18 protein-coding genes are annotated in these 18917 nt (G+C 43.4%); 13 read left to right on the plus strand and 5 right to left on the minus strand.

The annotated features are described in order from the left end of the window. Positions 1–110: 110 nt before the first annotated feature. Positions 111–683 (minus strand): GbsR/MarR family transcriptional regulator, encoded by a 573-nt coding sequence (locus J2X75_RS18745; protein ID WP_310338923.1) that lies wholly within the window; start codon positions 681–683, stop codon positions 111–113. A 198-nt stretch (positions 684–881) separates the two neighbouring features. Here J2X75_RS18745 and J2X75_RS18750 point away from each other — a divergent pair, with 198 nt between their 5' ends. From J2X75_RS18750 to J2X75_RS18775, 6 genes are all read left to right on the plus strand, one after another. Next, positions 882–1757, plus strand: coding sequence for a carbohydrate ABC transporter permease (locus J2X75_RS18750; protein ID WP_036671737.1), 876 nt, complete (start codon positions 882–884; stop codon positions 1755–1757). An 89-nt stretch (positions 1758–1846) separates the two neighbouring features. Continuing rightward, a complete protein-coding gene (locus tag J2X75_RS18755; protein WP_310339470.1) occupies positions 1847–2662 on the plus strand; it encodes a carbohydrate ABC transporter permease in 816 nt (271 codons plus the stop codon). Between the two features lie 94 nt (positions 2663–2756). Continuing rightward, positions 2757–4130 carry an ABC transporter substrate-binding protein gene (locus J2X75_RS18760; protein WP_310338930.1) on the plus strand — a complete coding sequence of 458 codons (1374 nt, stop codon included), beginning with the start codon at positions 2757–2759 and terminating at the stop codon, positions 4128–4130. 153 nt (positions 4131–4283) lie between these two features. Beyond that, complete coding sequence (locus tag J2X75_RS18765; RefSeq protein ID WP_310338932.1) at positions 4284–5054, plus strand: HAD family hydrolase; 771 nt, start codon at positions 4284–4286, stop codon at positions 5052–5054. Next, entirely contained in the window at positions 5051–5389 is a 339-nt protein-coding gene (locus tag J2X75_RS18770) for a DMT family transporter (RefSeq protein ID WP_083684565.1), read from the plus strand. The genes J2X75_RS18765 and J2X75_RS18770 overlap by 4 nt, the downstream gene beginning before the upstream one ends. Next, positions 5389–6483: a metallophosphoesterase family protein gene (locus J2X75_RS18775; protein ID WP_310338941.1), complete on the plus strand. Its 1095-nt coding sequence runs from the start codon at positions 5389–5391 to the stop codon at positions 6481–6483. Before J2X75_RS18770 ends, J2X75_RS18775 begins: the two co-directional genes overlap by 1 nt. A 97-nt stretch (positions 6484–6580) precedes the next feature. On the opposite strand, the gene J2X75_RS18780 is transcribed toward J2X75_RS18775, so the two are convergent. Continuing rightward, complete coding sequence (locus tag J2X75_RS18780; protein ID WP_310338944.1) at positions 6581–7960, minus strand: beta-barrel domain-containing protein; 1380 nt, start codon at positions 7958–7960, stop codon at positions 6581–6583. Then, positions 7957–10191: a peptidase domain-containing ABC transporter gene (locus tag J2X75_RS18785; RefSeq protein ID WP_310338947.1), complete on the minus strand. Its 2235-nt coding sequence runs from the start codon at positions 10189–10191 to the stop codon at positions 7957–7959. Before J2X75_RS18785 ends, J2X75_RS18780 begins: the two co-directional genes overlap by 4 nt. Positions 10192–10591: 400 nt before the next feature. Between J2X75_RS18785 and J2X75_RS18790 the strand changes: the two genes are divergently transcribed. From J2X75_RS18790 to J2X75_RS18800, 3 genes are all read left to right on the plus strand, one after another. Next, on the plus strand, positions 10592–10801 hold the full coding sequence (locus J2X75_RS18790; protein WP_310338949.1) for a hypothetical protein: 210 nt from the start codon (positions 10592–10594) through the stop codon (positions 10799–10801). A gap of 28 nt (positions 10802–10829) precedes the next feature. After that, complete coding sequence (locus tag J2X75_RS18795) at positions 10830–11027, plus strand: hypothetical protein (protein ID WP_310338951.1); 198 nt, start codon at positions 10830–10832, stop codon at positions 11025–11027. Between the two features lie 72 nt (positions 11028–11099). Then, entirely contained in the window at positions 11100–11756 is a 657-nt protein-coding gene (locus tag J2X75_RS18800; RefSeq protein ID WP_310338953.1) for a CPBP family intramembrane glutamic endopeptidase, read from the plus strand. A gap of 453 nt (positions 11757–12209) precedes the next feature. Here the strand turns inward: J2X75_RS18800 and J2X75_RS18805 are convergent, their stop codons facing one another. Further along, a complete protein-coding gene (locus tag J2X75_RS18805) occupies positions 12210–13022 on the minus strand; it encodes a LuxR C-terminal-related transcriptional regulator (RefSeq protein ID WP_310338955.1) in 813 nt (270 codons plus the stop codon). 287 nt (positions 13023–13309) lie between these two features. Between J2X75_RS18805 and J2X75_RS18810 the strand changes: the two genes are divergently transcribed. Beyond that, positions 13310–14767 carry a carboxylesterase/lipase family protein gene (locus J2X75_RS18810; protein WP_310338958.1) on the plus strand — a complete coding sequence of 486 codons (1458 nt, stop codon included), beginning with the start codon at positions 13310–13312 and terminating at the stop codon, positions 14765–14767. Positions 14768–14932: 165 nt separating this feature from the next. Here J2X75_RS18810 and J2X75_RS18815 read toward each other — a convergent pair whose 3' ends face one another. Next, entirely contained in the window at positions 14933–16084 is a 1152-nt protein-coding gene (locus tag J2X75_RS18815; protein ID WP_310338960.1) for a VanZ family protein, read from the minus strand. A gap of 230 nt (positions 16085–16314) precedes the next feature. On the opposite strand from J2X75_RS18815, the gene J2X75_RS18820 reads away from it, so the two are divergent. From J2X75_RS18820 to J2X75_RS18830, 3 genes are all read left to right on the plus strand, one after another. After that, positions 16315–16656: a zinc ribbon domain-containing protein YjdM gene (locus tag J2X75_RS18820; RefSeq protein ID WP_307541193.1), complete on the plus strand. Its 342-nt coding sequence runs from the start codon at positions 16315–16317 to the stop codon at positions 16654–16656. 151 nt (positions 16657–16807) lie between these two features. Then, entirely contained in the window at positions 16808–17620 is an 813-nt protein-coding gene (locus tag J2X75_RS18825) for a class I SAM-dependent methyltransferase (RefSeq protein WP_310338963.1), read from the plus strand. Positions 17621–17758: 138 nt separating this feature from the next. Further along, entirely contained in the window at positions 17759–18820 is a 1062-nt protein-coding gene (locus J2X75_RS18830) for an LLM class flavin-dependent oxidoreductase (RefSeq protein ID WP_124116818.1), read from the plus strand. The last annotated feature ends 97 nt before the right edge of the window (positions 18821–18917 follow it).

The raw sequence follows: 18917 nt of genomic DNA on the forward strand, positions 1-18917 counted from the left end.
TAGGAACAGCTCCTTTTTGCGGTTTGGTGTGACTCAACAATGGTACGTCAGATCGTCTAGGTTCGTTAGCGCCTGGGTCACCCATTAGTTATTCTGTTTACGCAGTTGTACTACTCTTTGTTGGATGCATGTGCAGCATTCTCGTAAAACTTACCATCCCGCAACTGATCCACAAATCCTTGGAGCCAGACGTAGTATTGCTCCGCATGTTGGAGTTTGTGCAGATCACGCAGTGCATCATCTCGATCTTTGGACGAGGTATGTTCCGAAAGGATCATGGCGGACAGGTCAGGAATGACCTCACGAATACCTTCTAACATGACATCTACTTCCCGTTGGAGCTTCGATCCGAAGAAATTCTGGAATGTACGATAAAAGTCCGTCTCGGCCAGATATTGATCCTGGCGCTCCTTCTTTTCCTCCAGTTTATAGATCATCTGGGACTCCGTAAGCGAACGAACCGCATAGCTCATGTTGCTCTTGCTCATATTCATCGAGTTTTTCATCTCTTCAAGTGTCATCGGTCGATCCTCAAAATACATGATGCCGTATAATTTGCCAAACGTATGATTAACCCCATACAGATCCATCGTATTGGCGATGGCCTCAATGACTCTCTCCCTCAGCGCATGCCGATTAGGTAACGAAGAATGATTCGGGTTCCCCGCGGTTTCTTTTCCCACAATGTCACCTCTGGTTTATGATAGCGTTCCCACTAGCTGCCTCATATTTTACATGACTCGCTCCAATTTTAACATAAGCCGGAATTAGAATTTTCAATACGAGTGTACAATCAATTTTGTACAGAAGAAATATAAAGCTGATTATACTCAAAAATTCCCAATCATTAAAGAAAAATTGGACAGTAAGGAGTGGGGGATTTGCGTTTAAAACTATGGAGGGAGTCTGAGGCGGTACTATTCACGCTGCCAGCTCTAATCCCGTTGCTGATCTTCTGGCTGGGACCTCTGGGATATATCGTTTATCTCAGTTTCACCGATTGGGACTTCATGAGCCCGGACAAGCTGTTCGTTGGGTTGGACAATTACAGTTATCTGCTGACAAACTCTGAATTCTATCGATCACTGAAAGTTACCTTGTTATTCGGACTGGGCAGTGTAATCCCAACCATTGTGGGCGGATTGGCACTTGCGATGCTCATGAATAGCAAAATCAAATCATCCGGCATCTTCCGGACATTACTCTTCTCACCTTGGGTCACCCCGACAGTTGCGGTGTCCATTGCGTGGTCCTGGATCTTCGAGCCCGAAGTGGGACTCGCTAATCTTATGCTGGGCTGGGTAGGCGTATCTCCGATCGGATGGTTGCGTGACGCGGACTGGGCACTGGTTGCCGTTCTGATCGTCACGCTTTGGAAATCGATTGGGTGGGCGATGGTATTTTATCTCGTTGCGCTACGAAATCTACCGTCCGATCTGCTCGAAGCAGCTTCAATTGATGGGGCCAACGGTTGGGATAAGTTCAGAAGTATCACGTTGCCGCTGATCTCACCAACGACATTTTTTCTCTCGATTATTCTTACCATCCAGTCCTTGCAAGCCTATGATCAGATTAATGTCATGACTCAAGGCGGACCAGCGGGATCAACGAGAACGTTGCTGTACATGTATTACCAGTCGGCATTCGAATCCTTTAATGTAGGTGAAGCTTCGTCCATCGCCGTTGTGATTATTCTGATCTGCGTGTTGCTGTCGGGTGTATCCTTCCTGCTTGGCAGACGTCTGGTGCACTACTAATGACAATGACATTGCCTAACAAAAAGTCTAAACGGATGAAGCGCAAGGAGTTGCAGAACGTGTCACAACCGAATTTTAAAATAAGTAAAATGATCCGCTACCTCCTGTTAGCCGCTATCGCGCTGGGTACAGCCTTTCCCTTCTATTGGATGGTCATTAGCGGGTTCAAAACCAATGATGAGATCTGGCAGTTCCCGCCGACCTTCTGGCCGGAGACGTTCCTGTGGAGCAACTATGTGGATGCCTGGAATGCGGCACCATTTGCCCGTTACATTCTGAACAGTACCGGGGTGGCCTTAGCCATCTGTCTATTTCAGATTGTTAACTCCAGTATGATGGCGTACGCCCTGACACATATGAAATTTCGTCTCAAAGGTGTACTGACCTCCCTGATTCTAGTGGGTTATATGATACCGAGTACAGCCGTGTATCTGCCTAGTTACCTGGTACTTAGTGAACTTAACTTGCTGGATTCCTATACAGGCTTGATTGTATCCAACTGTGTCAGCGTGTTCTCGATCTTCCTGATCCGGCAGGCGTTCATGCAGGTATCTCATGAATTGGTGGAAGCCGGACAGCTGGACGGTGCATCCCACTTCCGGATTCTCTGGACGATTATCACGCCGCTTGTTCGCTCAAGCTTCGCCGTGATGGTGCTGATTACGTTTATTGAACAGTACAACAACTATTTCTGGCCTATGCTCATCACCAAAGACCCTGATTTACAGCTGGTATCGGCGGGTCTGCGCAGCTTCTTTGTAGAAGGCGGGGCATATGGACTGGCTTGGCCACAGATTATGGCTGCAAGTGCCTTTACCATCGCACCCCTACTTATTCTCTTCCTGTTCACCCAGAAGACCATCATGCAGAGCGTGAATATTACGGCTGGTGTGAACAAGAACTGATATGAATCACCATGCATGAATTATCATCCACAAAGCATCCATCCAGATGCACTGTTTCAACACCAATATTTCACCTAAAACGGGAGGGAAAACAATGAATTGGAGTCAGGCAAGCATGAGATGGAAAAAGAGATTGAGGTTGAACTGGAAGGGTGGCATGTCACTGGTACTTGCGACCAGCTTTGCACTGCTGACGGCTTGTGGAACACAAGCACCCGCAGAATCAGGCACGACGGCTGCTGCCAGTGGAACCGAAGTTCAGGCAAAAAATCCGGTTGAGATCGAGTTCTGGTATGGTCTGGGTGGTAATCTGGGCGATAACATGAAAAAGACGATTGACGCGTTCAACGCCTCACAGAACGAAGTCGTTGTGAAGGGAATTGTACAGGCAGATTACACGGAGACGGAACAGAAGCTGCAAGCAGCGATTGCTTCCAAGAATGTTCCCGCCGCGGTACTTAGCTCCAATATAGACTGGGCACGCAAAGGATATTATGCGCCCATGGATGAGATGATTGCGGCTGATCCGAATTTTAAGAAAGACGATTTCATTCAGACATTCCTGAACCAGGGACAGGTGGATGGAAAGCAATACTTTTTGCCAATGTACGGTACAACTCAGATCATGTATTACCGTATGGATACGTTCAAGGAGAACGGAATCGACCCAGCAACTCTGACGACTTGGGAGAAGCTGGCTGAGGCGGCTGCGAAGATGAGCAAACAAGAAAATGGAAAGACCACCTTCTACGGTTGGGAACCGATGTGGGGTAGCGACAATATGATTGATGCCGTGCTGGGTAAGGGCGGACAGATTCTTAGCGATGATGGCAAAACCGTCATGATTGATTCCCCGGAATGGATCGAGACATGGGAACTGTTCCGTAAATGGATTAACGAAGACAAGATTATGGGCATTCATTATGGAGGTCAGGGCTGGGAGTATTGGTACAAAACGATTGATGATGTGATGAAAAATAAAGCAGCAGGTTATACCGGATCTAGTGGTGACCAAGGTGACTTGGACTTTAGCGTAGTCGCTGCGATGCAACAACCAGGCTGGGAAGGCGTTGGTGAAGGAAAACCGGTAGCAAGTGCCATTTCGGCAGGTATTCCGTCAGCTGCAACGCCTGAACAACAACAGGCAGCATACAAATGGCTTACGTATTTCTCTGAGACTTCGAACACAGCTTCATGGTCCATGAACACCGGATATATTGCAGTGCGTCAATCGGCACAACAAGATCCAGAGTTCATGAAATTCAGTGAGGAGAACCCACAGATCACTGTACCACTGCAACAGGCAGCTCACGCTTCGGCTCCATTCCAGGATCCAACGGGTGGCAAGATCAATGATGCATTGAAAGATGCAGCTGATCAGGTGCAGATCAATAATATGCCCGCGGAACAAGCGCTGAAGGAAGCAAAAGAGAAAGCGCAGAAGGAACTGGATCGTATTGTGAAGTAACGATATCGACGAACTGCTTCCGCGAGATTCGGTTGTGAACCTGTTCGGATTTCAAGCAAAAACGTATTATGATTAGTAACTCATGCGAAAAGGGCGGTACATGCTGTACCGTCCTTTCCGTTCATACACGATCGCAGACAAGGAGTTTAACCGATGCAAGATGGAACGTATGTGGATGGATTAACAATTCCGATTGAAGGCGTATTGTTCGACAAGGACGGAACATTACTTGATTTTACAGGCATGTGGGGGTTCTGGACCGATTGTGTGTTGGGTGGCTTCAAAGACCAGCTAGCTACCCGTGGACTGGGTATCAATACAGAAGAAATTCCACAGATCTGGGGTACATTCCACGATGACCAAGGCCGAATGAATGGGTATGACGTGCGCGGGCCGCTTGCAATGGGAACTATGGATGAAGTGTACGCCGTGTTAACATGGCATGGATATCGTGCAGGTCTCAGCTGGGCGGAGGCCAAGATTATGGTTCGGGAATGTTTGGCGCAAGCAGAGGAAGAGATGGAGAAGCATCGCCCGGCGCGTCCGTTACCGGGAGTTCGAGAATTCCTAGAACAGTGCCGTAGGGAAGGGATGGTTATGGGTGTAGTGACAGCAGACGATACCCCTAGTGCAGTCAAGCACTTGCAGTGGATGGGGCTGGACTCCTTCTTTGACGTGGTGATTGGCACTGATCTGGTGGAGCGGGGCAAACCTTTTCCCGATATGCTTCTGCTTGCCTGTGAACGGTTGGGTGTATCGGTGCAGAATACGGTGGTCATTGGAGATACGGACGGAGATATGGAGATGGCACGAGCCGCTGGTGCAGGATATCGGATTGGGATTGGAGAACCGGGAAGAATCCGCTTGGCGGACAGAACGATTCAATCCTTCCATGAATTGCTGAATGGTGGGCTGAATCGATGACGAACAGTCATGCCTACCTGGGCTGGGTACTGTTGGCACTGGCCATCGGGCTGGAGCTGAGTGCTACCATTTTGCTAAAAGTATCGGATGGATTCTCGCGGTTATGGCCTTCGGTGTTGATGTTTGTCTGTTATGGCGCAAGCTTTACGTTTCTCAACTTTGCAGTGAAGTATATGCCGCTGGCTGTGGCCTATGCGATCTGGTCTGGCGTGGGCATTACGCTCATTGGCGTTGTGGGGCATTACTTTTTTGGTGAACGTCTGCGGCTCACGTCGATGGTCTGGATCGGTTTTATTCTGATTGGCATTATTGGACTGAAATGGAGTGATTCTTGATGAAAAATGAACATACACCGGAGCAACCTATTGCCAGCTTCCAGGTTATTACGGACACACATGTGCGAGATGAGGCAGACCATATTCATAACCGGCATCTGGACCAAGCATTAGCCGACATAGCTACATTCAGTCAGGGGAGCAGCGGAATTATGCATGTGGGTGATGTAACGGATCGGGGGCTGCCGAGCGAATATCGTGAGTTGCAACGCATATGGAAGCAACATGCGGAGAGCTTGCCGGACATTCGGTACACGGTAGGTAATCATGATATTGGAGCCGTGGTATGGCAAGATCCGCCGATCGTTTTGCTTGAGATGAAAGAGGATGAAGTAGCCGAGTTGTTGGAGCAGGGAGCAGATATGGAGCTGGTCACTAAACAAACCGCTGCTGAATCAGCTGCACTAATTGAGAAACTATCCGGCGGAACCTATACGTTGTCTGCTGCACCTTCGGAGCAGGAGGGTCAGGATGGGGGACGGATCTCTTCAGGAGTGGACCCCATTACAGTCGCAGGGTTATGGCAGCGTCGATTAAGTGATTTTGAAGGGACAACAGGTATGAAGGGCGCATACCACGATCACTGGATTGATGGGTATCATTATATTTTCCTGGGCACCGAGCAACCTCATCCGAAGGATTGTGATATGTCGGCTGAACAATTGGAGTGGCTGGATGCCAAATTGTCTGAGCGTGCAACGCCAGAACATCCCATCTTCATTTTCTTGCACCAGCCGCTTATGGATACGGTGGCAGGATCGATGAAGGAACAAGGCTGGTATGGTGTGAATCAGGATGCAGAACTGAAGGCCGTTCTGGCCAAATATCCGCAAGCGATCCTCTTCTCGGGTCACACTCATTGGCAACTGGAGGCGCAGCATACGATGTACGATGGTGCAGGCCAGATGCCAACGATGTTCAATGCGTCGTCTGTAGGTTATCTCTGGACAGATCAGGATGAGCATCTGGAGGGCAGTGAAGGACTTCATGTGGAGGTTTATAAGGATCGAGTTGTTGTGAAGGGACGGGACTTTATCAGGGGTGAATGGATTGAGGGTGTTGAGTTTACGGTGCGTTATCCTGTAAAAGGGTAGTTAAATACAGCTATAGAAATTGAATAAATTAATAAGACTATCGAGATATTCTCGATAGTCCCAATGAGTTGCTCAGAAAGGCGGCTTTTTATTAAAGTTATTTAGTCCAAAAATCCATTTTTTCTAAGAGCCATTGCAGTGCTGATTTTTGCTCCGTTATAATGTGAGCTTCCGTTTGCATACCTGATTTGATCTGCTCCTGTTGACCAAGGGCATCTTTTAGTTGTATTGATTCGAGTGTGGCTTCCACCGCGTAATAAGTAGATCCATCTTGAGGATTTACTAAAGCATCGCTACTAATAGACGATATTTTGCCAAGTACAGAACCGTACTCTTCTAGGGGGAAGGCGGCAAAATGAAAACGCACAGGATCTCCTTCATGTATTCTCCCAATATCTTGGTGATTCATAGAAATTTGAATGGAATAGATCGTATTATTTACGGGAACGACATCCATGACTTGCAACCCTTCCTGGATAAGCTGTCCTTCACCTACTTCATTTATGGTATTGATAACGCCTGAGATAGGTGCTGTTGCCGTATAATTATCCAGATTAGAACGAATCGTATTAATTTGGCTATGGAGTTCCTTTGTCTGTGTTCTTAACTCATCAATGCTTCCTTGCAACTGAACGTATAAGTCAGATTCTTGTTTTTTTAGCGTTTGTTTTTGCACCAGTGCATCTTCTAGTTCTGTCTGTATCGTGTATCGCAATTCACTTTGATTAGTTTCCATCTGTAGCTTAATCGTTTTCAGTTTTTCTTTGGACGCAGTAGCGGTCATTTCGTCACCGTCAAAGATAGCTCGTTTATAATCTTCCTGAATTTGCGTTTCAGTCAATGAATTCTGAGATACCTTTAGGCTATAGTTTTCATATCGTTCATATTCAACGGAACCAGTGGGTAGATAATTTCTCCCATAGTTAAGACTTTTGAGCAGGAGACGTTTACTTGCAATTCTTTTATCTGTCTCAACCTGATCAGCAGTCACCTTGGAAATATCCAATTCTAGCTTGTTTTGTACTGGATTATCATGGCTTAATAGAGCACCTGCTGTTTTGTTGGACTTTATATTCTCATTACCTGACGAAAGTGCTGTAGAGAGTTGTTCAAGTCCAGCCAATCTCTGTTCTGCTTCTTTGTAATCATTTTGCAAACGAGTTTTGTCGCTTTTAAGAGTCCCTGTCTGAATAGAAAATAGCTTATCACCGGCCTGAACTCGTTGTCCCTGTTGTACATATATTTTTGAAACACTTCCTGTAGCCTTATTAACAATCTTGGATATCTTCTCATTAGGTTTGACTACTCCGGGAGCTTTGACAACGACATCAATCTGAGCTTTCCAACTCCAAATAAAAGAAGTGACTAATATTAACGTAAGTAATATAAGAAACCAACTAATAAATGCAGGTGATTTCTTTTCCAGCATTTCTCTGCTGTCCTTCAACTCTTCAGGATTCAGAAGTTTAAGACTCATACCATCGCCCCCGTGTGTTCCAGCTTAGGCAGAGTAGTACTATCTACTTGTGTAGTTTCCGTATCTATTCCAGGTAACTGATCTTTCCATAGCTCATAATATCTCCCTCGCTGTTGTAGCAGTTGATCATGCGTTCCAGATTCTACTACAATTCCTTTGTCCATTACAAAGATACGATCACAACGCATAACAGTACTCAATCGATGAGCGATAATGATCATCGTCATATCATCTAGGCTATGTATCGTATCCGATACGGCTTTTTCCGTGGTGGTATCCAGATTACTAGTTGCTTCATCCAAAATCAGAATGTCAGGCTTGGTAAGTAACGCACGCGCCAAAGCTAATCGCTGACGCTGTCCTCCTGACAGATTGGATGCATTCTCCTCAAGATTTGTCTGATAACGCATAGGCAATTGATTAATAAAATCATGAGCACTTGCTTGCTTAGTTGCCTCAATGATTTCATCCATTTCAATCTCCGATGTAGCTCCCATAGCAAGGTTTTCCCTAATCGTACCGCTGAAGAAAAACGTTTGTTGTGGGATATAACTTATTTTCTGTCGAAGCGAATCGATAGATATGTCTTTTATATTATTTTCAGAAATCAATAGTTCTCCCTTTTCCGCCTCGTAGAAACGAAGTAGCAGTTTGACCAAGGTTGTTTTGCCAGAACCGCTCTCCCCTACCAGCGCGACCTTTTCTCCTTTATCAACATGTAGAGACACACCATTCAGGATAGATTGCCTTGTTCCATATCGGAAATGCACATCTTGGAAGTCGATGGATCCCTTTAGTGATGTTGGTTTAATATTGCGTTCATCGGACTCCTTTTTTTCAGGTTCGAGATCCATAATTTCAGTTAGCCGATCTGCGGCAACAACAGCCGTTTGTAGAGAAGATTGTAGGTTGATCAGGTTTAATATAGGGTTTATAAAGTATGCAAGCAAAGCATTGAACGTAATCAGTTGCCCCATGGTTAAATGTCCTTTTAATACCTCGTTAGCTCCAATCCAAAGGATAACAATCCCTCCGACGCCTTGAAGTGTTCCTTTTAAAGTAGTCTGAAGATTGTTGGAGTACCCGAACTTGAAAAGAGTACGTAGTAATTTAATAAATTTCTTTTCAGTTTCCAAATTGGCTTTTCTTTCAGCCTGATAAGCTTTAAGGGTCTCAATGCCGTTGACTGATTCCACAATATATGAAGTAAGAACTGCGTTCTGTTCCATCTGCTCACGATTTTGTCTCTCAAATGTGCGATGGAATCCCCAGACAATTAGTGCATATAGTGGTATCATAATTGCCGTTATACCAAAGAGGAAGGAGTTCTGAGTATATAAGATGATCCCCCCTGCAATAACCATCAGAGAATCAATCATAATAGTTAGAGCGGCACTGGATATTGCGTCTCTAACCTTGGAAGCGTCCAGAAGTCTTGAGATAATTTCACCTGTTTTACGGGTCTCAAAAAAGGAGAGGGGTAACCTCAGTACATGGTAGTAATATCCTAATATTAATGAGATATCGAGTTTTTGGCTTAGATACAGTAATAAGTGACTTCTAAAAGCATTTAATAGTGTCTGCAATAATGTTAGAACAATGACACCAATTGAAATCCAGTGTAAGGTCTGCTCTAGCCTATAAGGGACAATGGAATCGAGTAAGAACTTAAAGTAAAATGCACCCAGTATTCCTAGAGCCGTATATAACAATGACGCAAAAAAGATCCCCAGTAACATGCGCTTCTGTGGGAGCAGTAGGGTGAAGAAACGTGATAAAGCACCTTGTGTTTCATCTTTCTTCTGAAATTGTGGGGTTGGGACCATAAAAATTAGGATGCCAGTCCAAATTTTAAAAAACTCTTCAGGACTATACTTTACAATACCTTTTGCTGGGTCAGCTATAATTACTTTTTTATTTGTGATCTTATGTATAACTACATAATGGAGAAGCTTCTTATCGATAACTACATGAGCGATACAAGGGAGTGGGAAGTCACTGAAGAAAGCTTCAGGGTTTCCTTTGACTCCTTTTGCGGAGAAGCCCATTTCTTCTGCTGCTTTTATGATACCTAGTGCATTGGTTCCTTGTTTATCAGTACCCGCTACCTCACGTATACGAGTGAGAGGGATTTTCAGACCATGATGGCGAGAAATTGTTGCTAAGCATGCTGCACCACAGTCTTTTTGGTCATATTGTTTTTGAAGAGTGTATCTTTTGAATAACGACATGCTGACCTCCAAAATAGTTAATCATGAATTTAATATTTCTTAGTAGATTAGAATTTCTATAGTTCTAAGAAGTTTGCAAAAAGTCTATATTATACATATTTAACGGAATGAACTACATTATCTATTTATATTATTTTGAAAATTAATTTTGTCTTTTATTCAGAATATTAAAGTGAATTTATACAATATTCTAAATTATGGGGAGAGTATATATCCAATAGTAGATATAGAATATAAATTTACTGATTATATAATTTAAATGTGAATTAATACTAGATTTAGTTCAATGTATAATGAAATATCGCTAACAAAGCGAATTAACGATTTTTTTAGAGTTATCATTGAAAAAGTGTAATTTTAGTATTAATTTAACAATCAATAAAATAGGAGGTTTTTACAGATGAATAATAATTTTACTCAAATGTCTTTGTCTGATTTGGAAGATATTAATGGCGGAGGGATTATGGAGGATTTAGGAAAGTCGGTAGGATATGGTATTGGCTACGTTGCTCAAGGTGCCGTAGAAGGAGTTAAAGGTATAGGTTCAGCAGTTAAAGAATTCGTTAATCCGTGGAACTATATCAATTACGCAACTGGCGGTAGAAGATAATCCAAGAATAGATAGGAGTTAAAGATCAATGAATACACAATTTATGGAACTTAGTGCTGAGGAAATGTTACAAACAGATGGTGGCGGTTGGCTTTCGGATTTACTTGATACGGCAGAGAAAGCAAGTAAAAACACCTTATTAAGAGGTGTAGCAGTTATAGAACCAATATGGGATTTCTCAAAAGGTTTAACAAGCGGCATTGCGGATGGATGGAATAAGAGATAATTAGTAATAAAGTAGCCTGATTACATATAATGTATGTAATCAGGCTATTACTATAAAAGGTGGACTAGAGTAATGTATTCAGGCAAAGATTATAATTTGAAAGAAGTCGCTATTAAAATAGGATTGATATTATCAGTACCGGCAGTTATTTCCATTATTATATTAACAATACTGAAAGCTTTGGGTAATACAAATGTAGATGATTCATTTGTATTTATTATTTTTCAAGTGATAGCATATGCAACTTTCCTTTCATTAAGTAAAAGATTCAGATGTTTTACATCTGGAATGTTGAATTTGAAAGTAGATATAAAACAAACGGTAATCTATGTTTTTACTGGGCTAGTGTTGTTCTCGATATCCTCTCTCTTACTCTTGGGATTTGGCATTGGATCGGATGAGAGTCAAAGAGAAAATTTAAATTTGGATCAGCTAAGTCAAGCTTTAAATTTCCAAAATATAATTATGACTGTGGCAATAATAGTAGTCATCCCTTTCTATGAGGAGTTACTATTTAGAGGTTTACTTTTCACAACCATATATAATAAGTATGGTTTCGCCTGGTCAATAATTATTTCTTCTTTAATTTTTGGTTTCTTGCACAGTGACTTATTTGTGTTGACTACCATCTATGGGTTCGTATTCAATTATATATTTCTAAAAACTAAATCATTGATTCCAGGTATAATGCTTCATATGATTTGGAATGCATTAGTTGTACTATTGTGAGTTCACAAGAACAAAGTATTAAGGAGAAAAAATGAAAAAAAGAAGTTATTATGGAGTTTTTTTATTGTTAATTCCACTTATTAATCTTGTATATGTTTCTTTAAAAGAAAAAAAGTTGGCGGTTTTCTCATTGATTTCATTTTTGGTTATAATTTCATTTATTATTGTAGAGTTTCTAAAGCTCAGAAAATCTAGAAAATAATCAGTAGATCTTAAGTCAGAATCCTTGTGAACCAAGTTTATTGTTTAGCAAGGAACAAGTACTCCTTATTAAAACAAGAGAATTGTTAAGTGTTCTCCCGTAATAGGGAGTTGCTGTTTCCCCAAAGAAGGGATAAAAAAAGAAACCTGCTTAACTGATATCCAGAAGCAGGTTTTTGAATTATGATTTTCATTCAATCAAAATATATTCCGAAATTTTCTGTTTAAAAAAATGCCTTTTCCAATAACTACTTAAGCTTGGTAAAACTTTTGTATAAAGCCTCCACGATCATTAACACTACATTTCGTATATATTTTCTTCACAAAATTCCTAACTGTTCCCTCAGTGATCCCCAGTTTCTCACTTATATACAATGCCCCTTTATTCTGTAACCAAAGAGTAGCAACCTCACATTCTCTAGTGGTAAAACTGTATGTACTAAATAATGCTTGTATTCGATTCTGATCATTCAAATCCTTTTCTAATTCGAATTCAATATAAAAGACAATGGAGTAAACTAGAGCAAATATACTATCGTAAACAAATGGCATTGAACGAGAGAAGTTCAGAAAGGCTATAGTTTTCCCTTGAACTTTAATTGGGCAGCAGAGACATAGCCATTCTTTGAAGGGAACTAGTTGATGTTCGTCACCTTTAAGGAATATATTTTCTCCAGTTTCTAAAGCAATAGATATTGCATTAACCCCTCCTGATTCCATTGCCATTGAACTTCCTAACTTAACCACTAATGGTCTAAGTCCATTATGGAGAGATTCTTCTCCGATAATATCCAGTATAACTCCTTCTGAATCCGCTAGAAAAAAGAGATGTGAATAAAAAAGTTGTCCCTCTAACATACCTACTTTAAATTTAAAAAGGTCTACTATTTTTCTGTTTAGGTATAGTCTCTCTTTCAATTCACTATGAGAGATTTGCATTTTAAGTTCTGTAGCTATATTGGCTTTATAGTCTGCTTGCCAATCTAGCCATTGTTTTCGAGAGAAAGAAGATTTTGAGCTCCAATTCTTTGGAATTACCGGTTGGGGATTTTTAATTAAATTCATATTACTCATCCTTAATCATTAGTTAATAAACTACAACTGTATGGTAAAATTTTCTTTAAGTCAAATTACCTACTAATTAGTAATTTTTTAGGTGCAAAGATTCGCTGGCTAGGGACAAGTTATACTCCATAATAATTACATAAAAGTTCCACGTGAAACGTAGCAGGGGAGGCTAGAGCTGGGTAAAGTTGTAAATGGGTATGACTACAAACTATACTCAAATAAGTACACATGATATGCACATACTCGTTAAATTAACCTATTTACGGAGAGGAAGTAGAAGTGGCATGAGAGAACTTCAGGTTCAAACGACATATGGTACCGTTCAAGGCGAACTTTTGCACGATGCAAGCGTATGGAAAGGCATTCCCTATGCGAAACCCCCGGTAGGTGAGCTGCGTTTCAAGGCTCCGGTACAGCCCGAGTCATGGGATGGAATCAGACAGGCCACTCAATTTGGACCTGAGAATATACAACCTCGAAATCATCAACCAGAAGGCCAGACAGAAATTCCGAATGAGTCAGAAGATAGTTTATATCTGAACATCTGGGCACCTAAGGAAAAAGGAGCAACACCACTGCCGGTCATGGTATGGATTCACGGCGGTTCCTTTGTATCAGGTTCAGGTAGCCAGCCGATGTATGATGGTACACAGTTAGCGGCTCGGGGGGACGTCATCGTTGTGACGATCAACTACCGATTAGGAGCTTTGGGATTCCTTCATATGGCTCCATTAGGTGATTCATATGTATCCAATGCAGGTCTGCTGGATCAGGTTGCGGCATTACAGTGGATGAAGGATAATATCTCTGCTTTTGGTGGTAACCCGGATCATGTTACGGTGTTCGGCGAATCAGCAGGCAGCATGAGTATTGCAGCACTGATGGCGATGCCAGCGGCCAAAGGACTTTTCCAACGTGCCATTATGGAGAGCGGTGCATCCCAGTTCATGCCGGCAGAGCAAGCTTCAGCGTTGCGGGAAGGGATGTTAAAGATTCTTGGGGTGGACCGGGACAACCTGCAGAAGTTAAATACAATTCCTGTAGAGCAGATTATTGCAGCTGGTGAAAAGGTCAAACAGCAGAGCGGGGCAGGGATGGCATTATTGTTCCAACCTGTATTGGATGGGCATACATTACCACAGGTGCCACTTCAGGCGGTGAGCGAAGGCTCAGCGCAGGATATTCCGGTGCTGATTGGTACGACATTACACGAGGGTGCATTATTCATCCAGCCACATGTGCCTTATTCAAAAGAGATCGATATGGTTCAGGGCGTAGACTTTATGACGCCAGATCTGGAGAACCGGGTAGCCATCGCGGATAGTTATCCAAAAACGGCGGATGGACAAGCCCAAGTCATGACCGATATGTTCTTCTGGCGGTCAGCGCTGCAATATGCTGCTGCACAACAGAAATATGCCCCGGTGTGGATGTATCGATTTGATTGGGTGATGCCGGAACACCCCTTGTTAAAAAGAGCGATTCACAGCATCGAAATGTTCTTTGTGTTTAATACACTGCATGTCCTCAAATTCATGAATGCGGAGCCCGACGAAGCTGCTTCGGCACTTGCTCTCAAGGTACAGGATGCCTGGATTTCCTTTGCCAAGAACGGCAAACCTGAAGTTGCAGGTGTGAACTGGCCTGAATATGAGCAGGATCGTGCGACACTAATTTTCAACCATGAGATTGAGATCGTACATGATCCGGATGCAGCCAAGCGAGAGCTGTTAGGGTTATAATCCAGGTGGGTTATTGTGTATGAATACTCTGAAAAACTGCTATGAGCCCGATCAAAAGAGGACGATCATTCTCAGAATGAACGTCCTCTTTTTGTAATCTGGCAGAATAGTAAGCAGAACGTAAGCACTAATTAGAGGTACATTATACCTTGTTATCCTCCAATATTATTTACGAGAGGCACGTGTGCGGGACACCTCATCGAAGTAGAAGGAACGTTTTCCACGGGAGAAGAGCACGATCAAGACATGAACAAAGAGCACGGCGTAGACCAACATATAGACACCGACTGTTCCTAGGGAAAGCAATATTTGATAAGGCCGGAGCATAACATCCTCATTACTGGTGAAGGCATAATCATTGACCCAGCGGATGATTGTAATCACGAACCAAGGCGTGTAAAGTGCGGCAAATCTTTTGAATAACGATTCACTGGTAGGTGTGCCGGTCTGACGATTCACATAGCGGAATCGCAAGATGGCCGAGCCTGGAGTTACCCCATTTCGCACCCAAGGTATGAAGAACAGCACAATGACCATAGCAATGGATGTACTTAGCGCATCACTGATCACATCAGACGCTGTAAAGATGGAGATTAGATTCGAAAGGAAGACAACAATGATTCCATCAATAATTAACGCGAGCAATTGAGGCATAGCATACACTCGGTTTTGCTCCACGATCTGTTCACTCTTCGCCTGAATGCTTGCACGTGATGGGAATAAAGCAAGCAGGATGGGCGCTGTGAAGAATCCAATGACTGCTCCCGAAGTATTCAATAACAGATCATCTACATCGAACAGGCGGTAAGGACAATTGTAATACCCGTAGAATCCGGTGATTTGAGTGATTTCGAAGAATAGGGAAAGCCCTAATCCACCAAGCAGGGCGTACTTCCAGAATGATCTCTTTTGAAAAAAATAACGGATATATACACCCAGCGGCATGAGAAGCAGGACGTTAAATAGAACTTGCAGAAAGGCTCTGCCCTGAATCATGCTGAGATAGCTGGAAGGCTGAGACCATACAACAGGTGTTTCCTTCATGATGTCTTTGACAAAAGTGAATGGAACCAGATTGTAGTAGATCGTGTCAGCGGCTTGCTGCGCACAGGTATCTCGCGTAGTCGGAAAAGGGAGAATGACGAGGCAATAGGCGGCCAGAATATAAAAGATAAACGAAAAGCTGATGCCAAACCGTGACCAGCTGAAGAAGCCGTCTTTACGATACCCATAGATTAACCACGGCACCAGCAAAAACATGGCCGCAACAACAAAGATAAAAAAAGCCGTTTGCACAGGGAAAACATATGAGGACATGAGTAGGCACTCCTTTGATATCAAAAAATATTGTGAATTTCACCAGAATTCATGCATTTGTAGTGCGTATCTAATAGTTACATCATAAGTAGTTACCCTTAAAGTGAGGGATGCCTGAACCTTAAATTTGGTTTAAATCCATTCATGCAGTGAGCAAGCGTATGGAACATGCCGCCGAAATCCCGTATACTTGCGGGAAAGCCAATCGTAGAATGGAGAGTTTAATACATATGTCTAATTTGCCTAACTGCCCGAAATGTAATTCTGAGTACACGTACGAGGATGGTAACCTGTTGGTTTGCCCGGAGTGCGCGCATGAATGGTCTCCAGAAGGGGAAAATGAGAGTGCAGAGGATGCCAAAGTAATCCGTGATGCCAACGGAAATGTGCTAAGTGATGGGGATACCGTTACCGTCATTAAAGATCTGAAGGTTAAGGGTAGCTCGCTCGTGGTCAAACAAGGCACGAAGGTGAAGAATATCCGCCTGATTGATGGGGATCATGATATTGATTGCAAGATCGACAGCTTGGGTGCAATGAAGTTGAAGTCTGAGTTTGTGAAAAAGATATAAGATAAGATTGAGAAACGTTCAGTTCCGCATTCAATGGGAATTGAACGTTTTTTTGTTTGACAGGAAATATTTAGTAGATATATACTGGTTGGAATTTAATTTTGAACATGGTTAGGTGGTCTACATATAAGAAAAGGCAGGTGTCAGAGCGATGAAGAGAGATCGTATTATTAAATATTATTCCGGGTTTGATGAGTGGGGGAGACTGGAACGGGAACCGATTGAATTCATCATTAACATGCATTACATCAGAGAGTATCTGCCTGCCAACGGTCATATTCTGGATAATGGGGCTGGGCCGGGGAAGTATGCCATGGAGCTGGCGAAACTGGGGTACCAAGTCACTTTATCTGATCTGACACCGTCCTCCGTAGATACTGCACGGCAAAAGGCTCAAGAGTTTGGTTTGACACAGCAATTCAATGGATTCCATGTTCTCGATGCGACTTCGCTCTCCGGTATTGCTGACGAGACTTATGATGCGTCCCTCATGCTGGGCCCGTTATATCATCTGCAGACAGACGAAGAGCGCACGGCTGCTGTACGGGAGTTGTACCGTGTGACCAAGCGAGGGGGCGTGGTGTTTGTAGCCATGCAGAGCCGAATGCGTATGAGTATCAATTCGCTGCAATCCCCGCAGCACTGGAAACCGAATGATAACATGGCAGCAATCCGTTCTTTTGTGGAAAAGGGTATATTCGATCATCAGGATCAAGGACGATTTACGGGAGCATACTATTTTAATATTCAGGACGTTACGCCCTTCATGGAGCAACATGGATTTGAAACCGTTGATTTGATTGGTTCATCCAGCCTTAGAGCGATGCTCACGGACGAGCAGCAGCAATACTGGAAAGAGCGTGGCGAGTATGATGAACTCATGCAATTTATGATTGAAGCCGCCAAAGACCCATCCATATTGGGAATCTCGTCTCATTTGCTGTACATCGGGAGGAAGAAATAATCATATAAGTACCCCTGGAAACAAGGGGTACTTGTGTTTTTCATCAAAATAGTTCAATATTAAGATATAACAAAAGGTGATCTACTTACAATAGGTTAGATGAACAACGGATCGCTTCATACCAGGGAGGAACAGACAATGGAAATCGGAATTAGTACATTTGTGGAGACAAACCCGGATGTAAAAACAGGAGAACTTATCAGTCATGCGCAGCGCATTCGCGATGTTGTTGAAGAGATTGTTTTGGCAGATCAGGTCGGTCTTGATGTATATGGCGTGGGAGAACATCATCGTGCTGACTACGCCGCTTCATCACCAGCTGTCATTCTGGCGGCAGCAGCTTCACAGACCAAGAATATTCGCTTGACGAGTGCAGTAACGGTGCTGTCATCGCATGATCCGGTACGGGTATATCAAGATTTTGCTACACTGGACGGTATTTCGAACGGGCGTGCAGAGATTATGGCAGGGCGGGGATCATTTATCGAATCGTTCCCACTGTTCGGCTATGATCTGAACGACTACGATGAGTTATTTGACGAGAAACTGGATTTACTGCTCAAGCTGCGTGATTCGGAAAAAGTAACCTGGGAAGGCAAACACCGCCCTTCCTTTAACGATCTGGGCATCTACCCGCGCCCGGTACAGGAGAAACTTCCGGTATGGATTGGCAGTGGCGGTAATCAGGAATCGGTAGTTCGTGCAGGACTGCTCGGTTTGCCACTGGTGCTTGCCATTATCGGTGGTCGTCCGGTGCAATTCGCACCACTGGTGGAACTGTACAAGAAAGCAGCTGCACATGCAGGACATGATGCTTCCAAGCTGACCGTTGCTTCTCACTCTCACGGCTTCATTGCCGATACAACAGATGAAGCTGTGGAGAAATTCTTCCCGCCAGCGCAAGCGGTCATGAACATACTGGGCCGTGAACGTGGATGGGGACACTACAGCCGTGCAACATTTGATGCGGCGCGTAGCCTTGAGGGTGCTTTGTACGTGGGTGATGTGGAGACGGTAGCTCAGAAAATTATTTACCTGCGCAAAGAAGTCGGGATTACACGCTTCATGTTGCACACCCCCCTCGGCACAATGCCGCACAACGAGGTTATGAGAGCAATCGAGCTACTTGGTAAAGAAGTCGCTCCAATTGTGCGCAAAGAAATTGCACGTTGGGAAGCTGAGAACGAAGAGGCACGTTAATCGACTGAAACCGTTACGGAATTAGATAGAGTCAACCAAATAAAGGAGCATGACCTAGGTGTATTACGCCAATGGGTCTGCTCCTTTTTTTGTTTAT

It is taken from the genome of Paenibacillus sp. 2003 (genome assembly GCF_031455635.1).
GTDB lineage: Bacteria > Bacillota > Bacilli > Paenibacillales > Paenibacillaceae > Paenibacillus > Paenibacillus amylolyticus_B.